This window comes from Prescottella soli, assembly GCF_040024445.1.
GTDB lineage: Bacteria > Actinomycetota > Actinomycetes > Mycobacteriales > Mycobacteriaceae > Prescottella > Prescottella soli.
The window spans coordinates 4,320,792-4,337,903 of the sequence record NZ_CP157276.1 but is presented as its reverse complement, the minus strand read 5'-3'; the positions used below and the strand labels follow the sequence as shown (position 1 = coordinate 4,337,903).

General features: G+C 70.9%; 1 protein-coding gene. It reads right to left on the bottom strand.

Going from position 1 to position 17,112, the window contains the following annotated elements:
- Positions 1-72: 72 nt before the first annotated feature.
- Positions 73-17,067, bottom strand: coding sequence for a non-ribosomal peptide synthase/polyketide synthase (locus tag ABI214_RS20050; protein WP_348604243.1), 16,995 nt, complete (start codon positions 17,065-17,067; stop codon positions 73-75).
- Positions 17,068-17,112 lie beyond the last annotated feature (45 nt).

Here is a 17,112-nt window from a genome sequence, read left to right as displayed (position 1 = left end):
ATTTCACAACGCACCACAGTGACTCTTTCCCTCACACCTACATCGCCGGGCAAACGAACAATCATTATCGCCTCACACCGACCACGCCTCCGCGTCGGCAACGACCCGCCGGACATCCGGCAGCTCTCCGGCGGGTCGTCCGCCGGTCAGCACCAGAACCTCGAGATCCTCGAGTTCGTCGGCGTCGAGGTCCTGCACGCAGGCGCCCGACAGGAAGGCGTGGGTCACCCATTCGTCGGCCAGAACATCGGTGGCGTTACCGTCCGGTAGCTCGGTGACGACCGTCACGGCACCCGCGGTCGCGGATACGAGCAGTTCCGTCACGGCCCACACGCTGGTCATGGGTTCGCTGCACACGGTCCGCGATTCGTAGGTAATCCCGTACCGCTCGCGGTCGCGCTCGGCGAGCGCGACGACCTGCCCGTGGGTGAGCGTGAGCGTTCCGTCGGCGGTGACGACTGCCGGATCCTCGGGGGCGAGGCGTCGGATCCGCTCGGCGTACGTGACGGGCCGGCCGGACTGCGCGTCGACGCGGTCACGGTCGGCGTCGAGCACGATCCACTTCACGGTGTCGGGCAGCGTGTCGACGTGCGCCGACGTAGTGATGCCGACCTTCGCGAGCAGATCCGACCCTGCGTCCACGCGCACGTCCCGGACGTCGACCGGGGTGAGCGCCGCACCGGACTCGAGCACCGCCCACGCCGCGACCACCGCGTCGACGGACCGCGGCAGCGCGACCGGGACCCGGTGGCCGGGGCCGACGCCCTCGGCGATCAGCACCCGGGCCAGCCGCGCGGCCCGCGCGGCGAGTTCGCTGTAGGTGGTCTCGTCCCCGTCGTCGGCGACGGCCGGGGCCTCCGGATCCGCCTCGACCACCGCGGCCAGCGCCTGCGGCACCGTGGTGTCGCTCGGTGCCACCGCACCGGCACCGGCATCGGCCGTCGGACGCCCGGACGCCGACCCGCCCAGCAGTTGAGCGCGTTCCTCGTCGGACGCGATCTCGATGTCGCCCACCACCGTCGACGCATCGGCGGCGACGGCCTCGAGGACGCGCACGAAGCGCTGTCCGATCAGTTGCGCCGTCGACGCGTCGAACAGGTCGGTGGCGTAGGTCAGCAGCGCCTCGAGCTCGCCCGACGGCATCGGGACCAGGGTGAACTGGAGGTCGAACTTCGCCGCCGACTCGACGCCCGGGACACCGTCGACCGTCAGCCCCGGCAGCTCGAGCGCCGCCTGCTGCTGGTTCTGGAACGACAGCACCGTCTGGAACAGCGGATGGCGGGAAGTCGAGCGTGCCGGCGCGACGGCCTCGACCACCCGCTCGAACGGCACGTCCGCGTGGGCGAACGCCGACAGGTCCGTCTCCCGCGCCCGCGCCACGACCTCGGTGAACGTCATCGACGACGTCAGCTCGGTGCGCAGCGCCAGCGTGTTGACGAACATGCCGACCAGGTCGTCGAGGGCGGCGTCGCCGCGACCCGCGATCGGGGTGCCGACGGTGACGTCCCAGGTACCGGCGAGGCGGGCAAGCAGCACCGCCAATGCACCATGCGTGACCATGAACAGCGACGAACCCTGCTCACGCGCAATCGATTCGAGCGCGGTGTGCAGACCCGCCGGGATCGTGAATCCGATCTCGGCGCCCCGCATGGACTGCACCGGCGGACGCGGGCGGTCCGTCGGAAGCTCGAGCAGATCCGGCGCACCGGACAGGGTGTGGGACCAGAACTCGAGCTGCTCCGCGGCCACGGTGCCCGGCTGGTCGGCCGAGCCGAGGACGTCGTGCTGCCACAGGCTGTAGTCGGCGTACTGCACCGCGAGCGGCGCCCACTGCGGGGCCTGGCCCTGGCTGCGGGCGGCGTACGACGCCATCAGGTCCCGTGCCATGGGCGCCATCGAGACACCGTCCGCGCTGATGTGGTGGACCACGAACGCGAACACGTGGACCTCGTCCGCGAGCCGGAACAGTGCGGCGCGCAGCGGAACTCCGGCGGTGACGTCGAAGCCGCGGCCGAGCAGTCCAGCCACCCGAGCCTGCACGTCGGCCTCGTCCTCGACGGCGACCGGCGCGAGGTCCACGTCGACGCCGTCGACGGGCAGGATCGCCTGGTACGCGCCCTCGGGTCCCTCCGGGTAGTACGTGCGCAGCACCTCGTGCCGCGCCAGCACGTCCCGCAGGGCGGCCCGCAGCGCCTCGGTGTCGAGGGAGCCGGTGAGCTGCATCGCGAGCGGGATGTTGTACGCCGCCGACTCCGGGTCGAGGCGGCTCAGGAACCACATGCGCTGCTGCGCGAGCGACAACGGAATCCGCTCCGGGCGCGGCCCGGCCGTCAACGCCTTCCGCGCTCCCCCACCGATGAGGGACTGGACATGCCCCGCAAGGCCTTCCACCGCCGACACCTCGAACAGCGCCCGCACCGGCACCTGGGCATCCAGCGCCGCGCCCAGACGAGACACCACCTGCGTCGCGACCAGCGAATTGCCGCCCAGCGCGAAGAAGTCGTCGTCCAGCCCGACCCGCTCGACACCGAGGACGTCGGCGAACACGCCCGCGACGATCTCCTCCACCGGAGTCGTCGGCGCCCGGAAAGCCTTGGCCTCGAACACCGGCGCCGGCAACGCCTTCCGATCCAACTTCCCCGACGCGTTCAGCGGGAACGCGTCCAACACGACGAACACCGCCGGCACCATGTACGACGCCAACGACCGCGACAGCTCCGCCTTCACCGCAGCGACATCGAGCGACGCATCGGCCACCACGTACGCGACCAGCTGATCGGACTTCACCAGCACCACCGACTGCGCGATCTCCGGCAATGCCAACAGCGCCGTCTCGATCTCGCCCAGCTCGATCCGCAGACCCCGAAGCTTCACCTGGAAGTCCGTGCGGCCCAAATATTCGAGCTCACCGGAGGCGTTCCAGCGCACCAGATCACCCGTGCGGTACATCCGCTCACCCGCGGCCCCGAACGGGTCGGCCACGAACCGATCCGCCGTCAGATCCGCACGCGAGACGTACCCGCGCGCCAACTGCGCGCCCGCCAGATACAACTCACCCGGAACACCCACCGGCACCGGACGCAGCCGACCATCCAACACGAACAACTGCGTGTTCCACACCGGCGCACCGATCGGCACGCTCGCCGCGTCGGCCTCGGTCACCTCGTGGAACGTCACGTCCACCGCGGCCTCGGTCGGACCGTAGAGGTTGTGCAACGCCGCACCCGGCACCACATCGCGCAGCCGCGCCGCCGTCTGCGCCGGCAACGCCTCACCCGACGCGAACACCAGGCGAAGCGAATCGACCTGACGCACCGCAGGTTCGGCGACGAACACCGACAGCATCGACGGCACGAAATGCGCCGCCGTCACCGACTGCTCCACCATCACCCGCGCCAGATACGCCGGATCCCGATGACCATCCGGCAACGCCACCACCAGACGCGCACCCACCTGCAACGGCCAGAAGAACTCCCACACCGACACGTCGAACGTGAACGGCGTCTTCTGCAACACCACATCGCCAGCCGACAGACCGTACTCGGCCTGCATCCACACCAGACGATTCACGATCGCCGCATGCGAAACCGCGACACCCTTCGGGCGCCCCGTCGAACCCGACGTGAAGATTACGTACGCGGTGTTCGAACCACACAGCACCGCACCACGATCCGCATCCGAGACCGCCGCATCCGAGAACCCGGACACGTCGACCGTGTCGAGCGCGACGACCCGAGTCGCCACCGACAGGTCGGTCGCGTCACGCGATGTGCTCAGAACCAGAACCGGATTCGCGGTCTCGAGGATGTACCCGTTGCGCTCCGCCGGCTGATCCGGATCCACCGGCACGTACCCACCACCGGCGGCCAGCACCGCATACATGCCCACCAGCAGATCCAGCGAACGCCGCATCCCCAGGCCGACCAGGCAATCCGGGCCGACACCCTCGGCGATCAGATACCGCGCCGTACGATGCACCCGCGCCGCGAACTCGCGGTAGGTCAGCGACTCGCCCTCGAACACGACGGCCGTCGCATCCGGCGTCCGGGCCACCTGCTGCTCGAACAGGTCCACCAGGGTCGCATCCGGCACCACATGGGAAGTCGCGTTCCACACGTCCAGAACCTGCGACCGCTCGGCGCCGTCCAGCAACTCCACGTCACCGACCACCTCGGCCGGATCCGCGGTCACCGACTCCAGCACCCGCACGAACCGCTCCCCGAACGCCCGCATCGTCGACGCGTCGAACAGGTCGGTGGCGTAGGTGAGCGTCACCGCGTAACCGTCGTCGGCGGCTTCCTGGACCGTCACCTGGAGGTCGAACTTGGCGGTCGCGTCGTCGTGCTCGAACTCGGTGACGGTGAGGTCACCGAGCGCGAATTCGGCGCGGGCCAGGTTCTGGAACGTCAGCATCACCTGGAACAGCGGATGCCGTCCCTGCGACCGCTCCGGGTCGAGGATCTCGACCAGACGCTCGAACGGCAGATCGGCGTGGCCGAACGCGGCCAGATCGGTCGTGCGGACCTCACCGAGCAGGTCGGCGAACGTGCGTCCGCCGTCGACGTCGGTGCGCAGCACCAGCGTGTTGACGAACATGCCCACCAGGTCGTCGAGTGCCGCGTCGCCGCGACCCGCGACCGGGGTGCCGATCGCGATGTCCGACGTCCCGCTCAGCCGCGCCAACAGCACCGACAGCGCCGCGTGCACCACCATGAACGGCGTCGCGCCGTGCGCGCGCGCGACCCGGTCGACATCGGCCCGCAGGCCCGCGCCGATCGAGAAACGGTGCGCGCCGCCGCGGTTCGATGCCACCGCGGGCCGAGGACGATCGGTGGGCAGGTCCAACTGTTCGGGCAGGCCGGCCAGCGTGGTCTTCCAGTACTCGGCCTGGCGCGCGATCACCGACTGCGGATCGTCGTCCGCGCCGAGCGCGTCCCGCTGCCACAGCGTGTAGTCCGCGTACTGCACCGCGAGCGGAGCCCATGCGGGGGCCGCGCCGTTCACGCGGGCGGCGTACGCCGTCATCACGTCCAGCGCGAGCGGTGCCACCGAGAAGCCGTCCGCCGCAATGTGATGCACCACGAGAGCAAGGACGTGCTCGGTGGCCGACACCGCGAACAGCCGCGCGCGCATCGGCAGGGAACTCGTCAGGTCGAATCCGGTCCCGACGAGTTCGACGATCCGGCCGGGAAGGGCCTCCGCGGCAACGGCGTCCACCGACAGCAGCTCATCCGGCGCGCTCGACGCGCGCACGTCCTGGTATCCGACACCGTCGACGTCGACGAACACGGTGCGCAGCGACTCGTGCCGGTCGACGACGTCGGCGACCGCGGCCTGCAGCGCCGCGGTGTCGAGCGCGCCGGTGAGCCGGAGCACGAGCGGAATGTTGTCGACCGCCGAGTCGGGATCGAGGCGGTTCAGGAACCACATGCGCTGCTGCGCCAACGACAGCGGGATCCGCTCCGGGCGCGGCTGCGGCACCAGCGCGGGCCGGCCGTCGCCGGAGAGCACCGCGAGCTGCGCCGCGAGCGCCTCGACGGTCGAGGCCTCGAACAGCTCACGCACGGGAACACGCACGCCCAGTGCGGCACCGAGTCGGGACGCGACCCGCGTCGCGACGAGCGAGTTGCCACCGAGGTCGAAGAAGTCGTCGTCCAGGCCCACCCGCGGGGCGTCGAGGACGTCCGCGAACACCGATGCGACGAGTTCCTCCGCCGCGGTGCCCGGTGCACGGAATTCCTTCGTCTCGAACACCGGCGCCGGCAGCGCCTGCCGGTCCAGCTTGCCGACCGGCGTGAGCGGGACCGTGTCCAGGACGATGATCGACGCCGGCACCATGTACGACGGCAGCAGCGACGCGACATGGGCCGTCAGCACCGCGGGGTCCACGGCGTCGGCCTGCACGTACGACACCAGCGCCGTCTGCCCGGACGGCAGCGTGTGGCCGACGGTGGTCGCGAACGACACCGCCGGATGGTCGGTGAGCGCCGCGTCGATCTCGCCGAGTTCGATGCGGAAGCCGCGCACCTTCACCTGGAAGTCGGACCGTCCCACGTACTCGATGGACAGGTCTCCGGACGGATCCTCCGCCCACCGGACGACGTCACCGGTGCGGTACATGCGCTCCCCGGCCCCGCCGAACGGGTTCGCGACGAAGCGGTCCGCCGTCAGCTCGGCGCGACCGTGGTAGCCACGGGCCAGGGCCTCGCCCGAGAGGTACAGCTCACCCGTGACACCGACCGGGACCGGCCGCAGCCGGGCGTCGAGGATCAACGCACCGACACCCGGGGTGGGGCCACCGATCGTGATCGGCTTGCCCGCGAAGAGTTCTCCGCGCGTGGAGATGATCGTCGTCTCGGTCGGACCGTACGCGTTGAAGAATCGGCGACCGCGCGCCCATCGACCGACCAGCTCGGTGGTCGAGGCGTCACCACCGACCGACAGCAGCCGCAGCTCGTCGAGTCCCTCGACATCCATCGACCCGAGCACTGCCGGGGTAATGAGCGCGACCGTCACCGAGCGCTCCGCGAGCAGCGCGTGCAGCTCCTCGCCGCCCAGGATCGACGGCGGCACCACGACCAGCTCGGCACCGGCGGACGCCGCCAGCGTCCACTCGAGAACAGACGGGTCGAAGCTCGGCGAACAGACGTGGAGCACCCGGTCGGACGCGGTCACCTCGTACAGCTCGGCGGACTGGCTCACCAGCCCCGACAGTCCGCGGTGGGTGACCTCGACGCCCTTCGGCTTGCCGGTCGAACCCGAGGTGTAGATCACGTACGCCACGTGATCGAGGCGCAGCGCCCGCAGCCGGTCGGTGTCACGAACCGCGGCGGTCGAGCGACCGGCCGCCGATGCCGCCTGCTCGAGTGCGGTCAGCGAGCACCACGAGACCGCGTCGGGCAGGGACTCGACGGCGTCCGCGATGCCGAGCACCGCGGACGAGTCGGTCACCATGTGGGCGATCCGGTCGGCCGGGTAGGTCGGGTCCACGGGCACGTAGGCGGCACCGGTCTTCGCGACCGCCCACACGCACAGCACCATCTCCCACGAGCGCGGGAAGGACAGCGCCACAACCGTTTCCGGTCCGACACCACGGTCGATCAGTTCGCGGGCGAGGGCACTGGACCGTTCGTCGAGCTCCCGGTAGGTGAGCGTGGTCCCGCCGCAACTCACCGCGGGCGCGGCCGGATCGGCTCCGACACCACCGGCGAGGATCTCGGCCAGGGTGCGCAGCGGCGGCACCGGGCCACCGTCGACGGAGATCAGCCGCGCGTGCTCGTCGTCGTCGAGGATCTCGACATCGCCGACGGGCGTCGCCGGGTCCGCCGTCAGCGCCGCGAGCAGACGGACGAATCGCGTCCCGAACGTGCGCGCGGTCGGCTCGTCGAACAGATCGGTCGCATAGGTCAATTCGACCGCCAGACCCGATCCCGTGGGGTCGTCGGCGACGGTGACCTGCAGGTCGAACTTCGCCAGCGCCATGTCGATGTCGACACCGGAAACGGTGAGGCCCGGCAGCGTCCGAGGCCCGGAACTCAGGCCGCGCTGGAAGGCGAGCGCCACCTGGAACAGCGGGTGCCGCGCCTGCGAGCGCTCCGGGTCGAGGATCTCGACGAGACGCTCGAACGGCAGGTCGGCGTGCTCGAACGCGTCGAGGTCGACGGACCGCACGCCGGCGAGCAGGTCGGTGAACGACTGTGCGCCGTCGACTTCGGTGCGCAGGACGAGCGTGTTGACGAACATGCCGACGATGTCGTCGAGCGCGGCCTCACCACGACCCGCGACCGGGGTGCCGATCGCGATGTCGGAGGTACCGCTCAGCCGCGCCAGCAGCACCGACAGCGCCGCGTGGACCACCATGAACGGCGTCGCACCGTGGGCGCGCGCCACCGATTCGATCGCGGAACTCGTCTCGGGGTCGATCGGGAACCGGTACGACGCACCACGATTCGACGCGACCACCGGACGCGGGCGATCCGACGGCAGATCCAGCTGCTCGGGCAGCCCGGCGAGCGCCGAGGTCCAGAACCCGGCCTGCTGCGCGATCAGCGACTCGGGGTCGTCCTCGCTGCCGAGGGTCTCCCGCTGCCACAGCGCGTAGTCGGCGTACTGCACCGCGAGCGGCGCCCAGGACGGTGTCTCACCGGTCGAACGTGCCGCGTACGCGACGATCACGTCGCGGGTCAGCGGCCCCATCGAGAAGCCGTCCGCCGCAATGTGATGCACCACGAGGACCAGCACGTGCTGGTCGGGTGCGACCCGGAACAGCTGGGCGCGCACCGGCACGTCGGCGGACAGGTCGAAGCCGGCGGTGGCGAGGGACCCGATCCGCGAGACCAGGTCGGTCTCGGGCAGCGACACCGGCGTGAGGTCCAGTGCGACGGCGTCGGCGGGCAGGATCACCTGCGTGCCCACCCCGTCGACATCCGGGTACACCGTGCGCAGCGACTCGTGCCGTGCGACGACGTCACGCAGCGCATCCTGCAGCGCACCGGTGTCGAGGCTGCCCTCGAGGCGGATGGCGACCGGGACGTTGTTGACCGCCGAGTCCGGATCCAGACGGTTCAGGAACCACATGCGCTGCTGGGCCAGCGACAGCGGGATCCGGTCCGGGCGGTCCTGCGGCACGAGCGGCGTGCGACGGCCGGAGCCGAGCCGCGCGATCCCCGCGGCCAGCGTCTCGACGGTCGACGCCTCGAACAGCACCCGCACCGGAACCTGGGCATCCAGCGCCGCGCCCAGACGAGACACCACCTGCGTCGCGACCAGCGAATTGCCGCCCAGCGCGAAGAAGTCGTCGTCCAGCCCGACCCGCTCGACACCGAGGACGTCGGCGAACACGCCCGCGACGATCTCCTCCACCGGAGTCGTCGGCGCCCGGAAAGCCTTGGCCTCGAACACCGGCGCCGGCAACGCCTTCCGATCCAACTTCCCCGACGCGTTCAGCGGGAACGCGTCCAACACGACGAACACCGCCGGCACCATGTACGACGCCAACGACCGCGACAGCTCCGCCTTCACCGCAGCGACATCGAGCGACGCATCGGCCACCACGTACGCGACCAGCTGATCGGACTTCACCAGCACCACCGACTGCGCGATCTCCGGCAATGCCAACAGCGCCGTCTCGATCTCGCCCAGCTCGATCCGCAGACCCCGAAGCTTCACCTGGAAGTCCGTGCGGCCCAAATATTCGAGCTCACCGGAGGCGTTCCAGCGCACCAGATCACCCGTGCGGTACATCCGCTCACCCGCGGCCCCGAACGGGTCGGCCACGAACCGATCCGCCGTCAGATCCGCACGCGAGACGTACCCGCGCGCCAGCTGCGCGCCCGCCAGATACAACTCACCCGGAACGCCTGCCGGCACCGGACGCAACCGCGCATCCAGCACGTAGGCACACGTGTTCCACGCCGGCGCACCGATCGGCACGCCGGCGGCGTCCGATGCCCCCACCTCGTGCCGGGTCGCCTGCACGGTCACCTCGGTCGGCCCGTACACGTTGTGCACCGACGCACCGGTCACCCGACGCAGCCGCGACACCGTGCGCGGCGACAGAGCCTCGCCACCGCAGAACACCCGGGTGAGCGACGCCGCGGCGTCCGCGTCGAGATGGTCGATCGTCGCGTCCAGGACGGACGGCACGAACTGGGCCACCGTCACCGCCTGCTCGCGGATCGCCCGGGCCAGAGCGGCCGGATCCCGATGCGCATCGCGCGACGCCACCGCCACGCTCGCACCGGTCTGCAACGGCCAGAACAGCTCCCACACCGACGCATCGAACGTGAACGGCGTCTTCAGCAGCACCCGGTCGAGCGCCCCGAGACCGTACTCGGCCTGCATCCACGACGACAGATTCACGACCGCCGTGTGCGGCACGGTCACGCCCTTCGGCCGCCCGGTCGAACCCGACGTGAACAGCACGTATGCCGTCGACGCACCCCGCAGGGGCGCCGCACGGTCGGCGTCGACGATCGGCGCATCGGAGTACGCGGACAGGTCGAGCGTGTCCACGTCGACCACCGGGACCGCGCCCGCGTCGACGTCCGCGTCACCGGTGGTGCTCAGCACCAGCACCGGACGCGAAGACTCGAGCACGTACCCGTTCCGCTCCGCCGGCTGATCGGGATCGATCGGGACGTAACCGCCACCCGCGGCCGATACGGCGTGAACTGCGACGAGCAGATCCACCGAGCGCCCCATCGCGACCGCCACCAAGGATTCGGGGCCCACTCCGACACCGATCAAGTGGCGGGCGAGACGCCTTACCCGAGAAGCGAATTCACCGTAGGTCAGCGTTCCTGCCTCGGACACCACGGCCGTCGCATCCGGCGTCCGGACGACCTGCTGCTCGAACAGGTCCACCAGGGTCGCGTCCGGCACGACATGCGAAGTCGCGTTCCACACGTCCAGAACCTGCGACCGCTCGGCACCGTCCAGCAACTCCAGGTCCCCGACCACCGCGGCCGGATCCGCGGTCACCGACTCCAGCACCCGAACGAAGCGCTCCCCGAACACCCGCATCGTCGACGCGTCGAACAGATCCGTGGCGTACGTCAGGTCCACGGACAGACCGTCCGACGTCTCCGACAGGGTCACCTGCAGGTCGAACTTCGCGACCGGGGTATCCATGTCCACCCCGGACACGGTCAGGCCCGGAAGCTCGAGGTCCGTCTGCCCGAGGTTCTGCAGGGTCAGCATCACTTGGAACAGCGGGTGGCGCGACTGCGAGCGCTCGACATCGAGGATCTCGACGAGGCGCTCGAACGGCAGGTCGGCGTGATCGAACGCGGCGAGGTCTGCCGCACGGACGTCGGTGAGCAACTGCGCGAACGTGAGGTCCGGCCGGACGTCGGACCGCAGCACCAGGGTGCCGACGAACATGCCGATCAGATCGTCGAGCGCCGCCTCACCACGGCCCGCGACAGGCGTGCCGACCGCGATGTCCGAGGTACCGCTCAGTCGCGACAGCAGCACCGACAACGCCGCGTGCACCACCATGAACGGCGTCGCACCGTGTGCCGTGGCAATCGCATCGATCGCCGCACGCAGGTCGGATCCGATCGTGAATCGGTGCGAGGCACCGCGATTGGACGCCACCGCCGGACGGGGCCGGTCGGACGGCAGATCGAGTTGGCCCGGCAGACCGGCGAGCGTCGAGCTCCAGTAGCCGATCTGCCCCGATATCGCCGACTCGGTGTCGTCCTCCGAGCCGAGCACGTCGCGCTGCCACAGGGTGTAGTCCGCGTACTGCACGGCCAGCGGCGCCCAGTCCGGAACGAGACCGTTCACCCGGGCCGCGTATGCGGTCATCACGTCGCGGGTCAGCGGGCCCATGGAGAAGCCGTCGGCCGCAATGTGATGCACGACCAGGACGAGGACGTGCTCGGTGGGCGACACGGTGAACAGGCGCACCCGCACCGGGATGTCGGTGGCCAGGTCGAACCCGGCCGTGACCAGCTCCCCGATGCGTCCCGGCAACTCGGCCTCGGCGACCGCGCCGGCGAGCAGGGCCGTGGCGATGTCGGAGACCGCCCGGATCGCCTGGTAGCCGACGCCGTCGATCTCGGGGAACACGGTGCGCAGCGACTCGTGCCGCTCGAGGACGTCACCGATTGCCGCCGAGAGGGATTCGACGTCGAGCGCACCGGACAGCCGGATCGCCAACGGGATGTTGTTCACCGCCGATTCCGGCTCGAAGCGGTTCAGGAACCACATCCGCTGCTGCGCGAGCGACAGCGGGATCCGCTCCGGCCGCGGACCGGCCACGAGCGCCTTCACCCGGTCGCCAGCCGACCCGGACACGCGGGACGCCAGTGCTGCGACGGTCGACGCGTCGAACAGCGCCCGAACCGGAACCGTGGTGTCCAGAGCTGCGCCGAGTCGCGCCGCCACCTGAGTCGCCAGGAGCGAGTTGCCACCTAGGGCGAAGAAGTCGTCGTCGAGACCCATCCGGTCGGCGCCGAGGACGTCGGCGAACACCGACGCCACCGCCTGCTCCACCGGGGTGGTGGGCGCGCGGAACTCCGCTGCCTCGAACTCCGGTTCCGGCAACGCCTTCCGGTCGATCTTGCCGCTGCCCGTGAGCGGGAGGCGGCCCAGCACCAGCACCGCCGCGGGCACCATGTACGACGTGAGCGAGCGGCCCGCGAACTCCTTGAGCTCGGCGGCGTCGATCGAACGGCCGTCGGCCGCCACGACGTACGCCACCAACTGCTCACGCATCACCAGGACCGCCACCTGGGAGACGGCCTCGTGGGCGGACAGGACCGACTCGATCTCGCCGAGTTCGATGCGGAAGCCGCGCAGCTTCACCTGGTCGTCGGCGCGGCCGACGTACTCGATCACCCGGTCCGCGCCCGTCCGCACGACATCACCGGTGCGGTACAGGCGAGAGCCCGGCGCCCCGAACGGGTTCGCGACGAACCGTTCCGCGGTGAGGCCGGGGCGCCCGAGGTAGCCGCGCGCCACACCGGCGCCGGCAAGGTAGAGCTCACCGGGCACGCCGGCGGGTACGGGCCGCAGGCGGGAGTCGAGCACGTACGCGGTGGCCCCGCGGATCGCGCGGCCGATCGTCACGGGCTCGCCCGGCACGAGAGCATCCGAGATGTTCGATGCCACGGTCGCCTCGGTGGGGCCGTACGCGTTGAACATCCGCCGGCCCCCGGTCGCCCAGCGGGCCACCAGATCTGCCGAGCACGCCTCGCCACCGACGACGACCACACCCAGCGCGTCCAGACCGGACGGATCCACCGACGCCAACGCCGCCGGCGTCACGAACGCGTGCGTCACGCGACGAGCCGCCAGCAGTTCCGTGAGCTCCTGCCCGCCGTAGATCGACGTGGGCGCGATCACCATCGTCGCCCCCGCCCCGAACGCCATCAGCAACTCGAGGATCGACGCGTCGAAACTCGGCGACGCGAAATGCAGAGTCCTCGAACCGGACTCGATGCCGTACCGCTCCACCTGCTCGGCCGCGAACGCCGCCAGACCGGCGTGCGTCACCACGACACCCTTCGGCACACCCGTCGACCCCGACGTGTAGATGACGTAGGCGGGATCGGCAACGCGCAGCGGGCGGACGCGGTCCGCGTCGGTCACCGGCGCGGACAACGCCGAGGCGACCTCCGCCGTCGTCGACTCGTCGTCGAGCACGAGCCACGGCAGCGCGGCCGGCAGGCCCGGCGCGTGCTCGGCGAGCGTGACGCCGAGGACCGCGCGCGAGTCCGAAACCATGTGCGCCACCCGGTCCGCCGGGTAGTGCGGGTCGACGGGCACGAACGCGGCACCGGTCTTCGCGACCGCCCACACCGCGACGACGGATTCGATCGAGCGGGTCAGCGCGATCGCGACCACGTCCTCGGGTCCGGCGCCACGCGCGATCAGGGCCCGCGCCAGCCGGGACGAGCGCTCGTCGAGTTCGCGGTAGGTCACCGTCTCGTCGCCCGCGACGAGCGCGACCGTCGACGGATCCGTGCTCGCGGCGGCCGCGAGGATCTGCGGCAGCAGCACCGGTTCCGGGCCGGTGCCGTCGGTCGCGGCGGTCAGCGCGGACGACTCGGTCGCGTCGAGGACGTCGATGTCACCGACGGTCACGTCGGCGTCGGCGGCTACGGCCGCCAGCACCCGCACGAAGCGGTCGGCGAACGTGCGCATCGTCGACTCGTCGAACAGGTCGGTCGCGTAGGTGAGGTCCACATCCAGACCGCCTGTCCCGGACTCGGACTCGGACTCGGCCAGGGTGACGGCCAGGTCGAACTTCGCGACGGCGGCGTCGAAGTCGACACCCGCGACGGTCAGGTCGCCCAGCACCAGTTCGGTCCGGTCCATGTTCTGGTACGACAGCACCACCTGGAACAGCGGGTGCCGCGCCTGGGACCGCGCGGGGCTCAGGACCTCGACGAGGCGCTCGAAGGGCACGTCGGCGTGGGTGAACGCCTCGAGGTCGGAGGCCCGGACCGCCGTCAGCAGGTCGGCGAACGAACGCTCGCCCGACACCTCGGCGCGCAGGACGAGGGTGTTGACGAACATGCCGATCAGGTCGCCCGTCGCGGCCTCGCCGCGGCCCGCGACCGGGGTGCCGATCGCGATGTCCGAGGTGCCGCTCAGCCGGGCCAGCAGCACCGACAGCGCCGCATGGACCACCATGAACGTGGTCGCGCCGTGCTCGCGCGCGACCACGTCGAGCCGAGACGACAGGTCCGCATCGATCGAGAACCGGTACGACGCACCCGCATTCGTCGCCACCACCGGTCGCGGACGATCCGCGGGGAGGTCGAGACGGTCGGGCAGGTCCGCGAGCGCGCCGCGCCAGTAGTCCACCTGGCGGGCGATGAGCGACTCGGGGTCGTCCTCGCTGCCGAGAACCTCGCGCTGCCACAGCGCGTAGTCGGCGTACTGCACCGCGAGCGGCGCCCATGCCGGCGCGGCACCGGCCGAGCGGGCGGCGTAGGCGGTGACGATGTCGCGAGTGAGCGGGCCCATCGAGAAGCCGTCGGCGCTGATGTGGTGGACGACGACCACGAGCACGTGCTCGGTGGGCGCGACCGCGAGCAGGCGCACCCGCAGCGGCACCTCGGCGGTGACGTCGAATCCGCGCGAGATCGTCTCGGCGACAGCGGCGGCGATGTCGGACTCGTCCACCGGCACCGCGTCGAGTTCCACGGCGGCCGCGTCGGCCGGGAGGATCACCTGGTGCGCTGCGCCGTCGTGCTCGGGGAAGACGGTGCGCAGTGCTTCGTGACGCTCGACGACGTCGGCGACGGCGCCGCGCAGCGCCTCGACGTCCAACGCGCCCGACAGGCGGATCGCGACGACGATGTTGTTCACCGCGGACGCGGTGTCGAACCGGTTGAGGAACCACATCCGCTGCTGCGCGAGCGACAGCGGGACCGTCTCGGGGCGGGCCTGCGCGACCAGCGGCGCGCGGGTGTCCCCACCCGCGGCGACGAGGGAGTCGACCAGCGCCGCCAACTGCGCGACGGTCGGTGCGTCGAAGAAGTCGCGGACGTCGATCCGGATACCGAGGTCGGCGCTGACGCGCGCGAGGACGCGAGTTGCGCTGAGCGAGTTGCCGCCGAGCGCGAAGTAGTCGTCGTCGACGCCGATACGCTCGGCGCCCAGCACGTCGGCGAAGGTCGCCGCGAGCATCTCCTCGGTCGGCGTGCTCGGGGCGCGGTACTCGCGGGCGAGTGACGAGAAGTCCGGCGCCGGAAGCGCCTTGCGGTCGAGCTTGCCGCTGGCGTTCAGCGGGAACTCGGCCAGCGCGACGAACAGCGACGGAATCATGTACTCCGGCAACCGGGCACCCACCGCCGCCGCGAGCTCGTCCCGGTCGACCGGGGCGCCGCCGTCGGTGACGACGTACGCCACCAGGTGGTCGCCGAGGTCGGGGTCCGAGTGCACGATCACGACGGACTGCGACACCGCCGCGTGGTCGAGCAGCGCCGACTCGATCTCGCCGAGTTCGATGCGCAGGCCGCGCAGCTTCACCTGGAAGTCGGTGCGGCCCACGTACTCCAGCTCGCCGGATGCCCCGATCTTCACGAGGTCGCCGGTGCGGTACATGCGGTCGCCGGGCGCGCCGTACGGGTCGGCGACGAACCGGTCGGCCGTCAGGTCGGGGCGCTGCAGGTAGCCGCGCGCGAGCTGGACGCCCGCGAGGTACAGCTCGCCCTCGGACCCGACCGGCGTGCGGCGCAGGCCTTCGTCGAGCACGTACAGGTCGGTGTCGGCGACGGCGCGACCGATCGGCACCGTCGCGGTGTCGGCGGCCGTCGCCTCGTGGTAGGTGACGTCGACGGCAGCCTCGGTGGGGCCGTACAGGTTGTGCAGCGCCGCACCCGAGATCTCCCGGAACCGCGCGGCGGTCTGCGGCGGCAGGGCCTCACCCGACGCGAACACGTTGCGCAGGGCGGTGACGGTCGCCGCGGTCGGCTGTGCCGGATCCCCCGTCGCTTCGCTCTCCAGGAACGCCACGAACACCGACAGCATCGACGGCACGAAGTGCGCGACGGTCACGCCGCGATCGACCATGATCCGTGCGAGGTACGCCGGATCGCGGTGGCCGTCCGGGGCGGCGATCACCAGCCGCGCGCCGGCCTGCAACGGCCAGAAGAACTCCCACACCGACACGTCGAACGTGAACGGCGTCTTCTGCAGCACCACGTCGTCTGCGGTCATCGGGTACATGCTCTGGCGCCACCGCAGGTTCGCGACGATCGCACGGTGCCCGACGGCGACGCCCTTGGGGCGGCCGGTCGAGCCGGACGTGAAGATCACGTATGCGACGTTGTCCTCCGACAGCGGCGCCAGGCGGTCGTCGTCGGTGACCGGGTCGGCCGACAGTCCGTCGACGTCCAGGGTGTCGATCGCGAGAACGGGCGTCGCGGTATCGACCGTCAGGCCGTCCCGGGTGGTCGTGAGGATCACGGTCGGGCAGGCGATGTCGAGCACGTAGCCGAGGCGGTCGGCCGGGTGGTCGGGGTCGAGCGGAACGTACGCGCCGCCGGCCTTGACGATCGCGTACATGCCGACCAGGAGGTCGAGCGAGCGGCGGATGCCCAGGCCCACCATCGAATCCGGGCCGACACCGAGCGAGATCAGGTGCCGCGCGAGACGGTTGGCGCGGGCGTCGAACTCGGCGTAGGTGAGGGACTCGCCCCCGAACTCGAGGGCCACCGCGTCGGGGGTGGCGGCAACCTGGAGGTCGAAGCGCGATGCGAGCGTGTCGGCGGTCGGTTCCGGCGCGGACGCACCGTCGCCGAGGACCTCGGCGGCGTCCGCGAACAGGCGGTCGAGCACGCCCGGCAGTCCCCCGTGCTCGGCCGACTCGAGCAAGCCCGGAACGAGGTTGGAGAGCACCACGGGCACCAGCGAGTCGATCCCGAGTACCCCGCCCATCGCGGCGTCGAGCGTCTCGATCTCGGACTTCAGCTGCATGTAGGTGACCGTCGTGTCGCCGAGTACGAGTGCGACTCGCTCGGGCTCGACCGAGGTCACCCCGGCGAGCAACCGGGGCAGGTCCTCCACCGTCATCGCGCCGGCTCCAGCGTTGTTCGCCGCCATGTGTTTTCGTCCTCCCGACATCTACCTCGAATTCGACCGCCTGAC

What these genes read in the sequence shown, in the direction of transcription:
- ABI214_RS20050 (WP_348604243.1), bottom strand. Translation starts at nt 17,067, where the DNA reads ATGGCGGCGAACAACGCTGGAGCCGGCGCGATGACGGTGGAGGACCTG.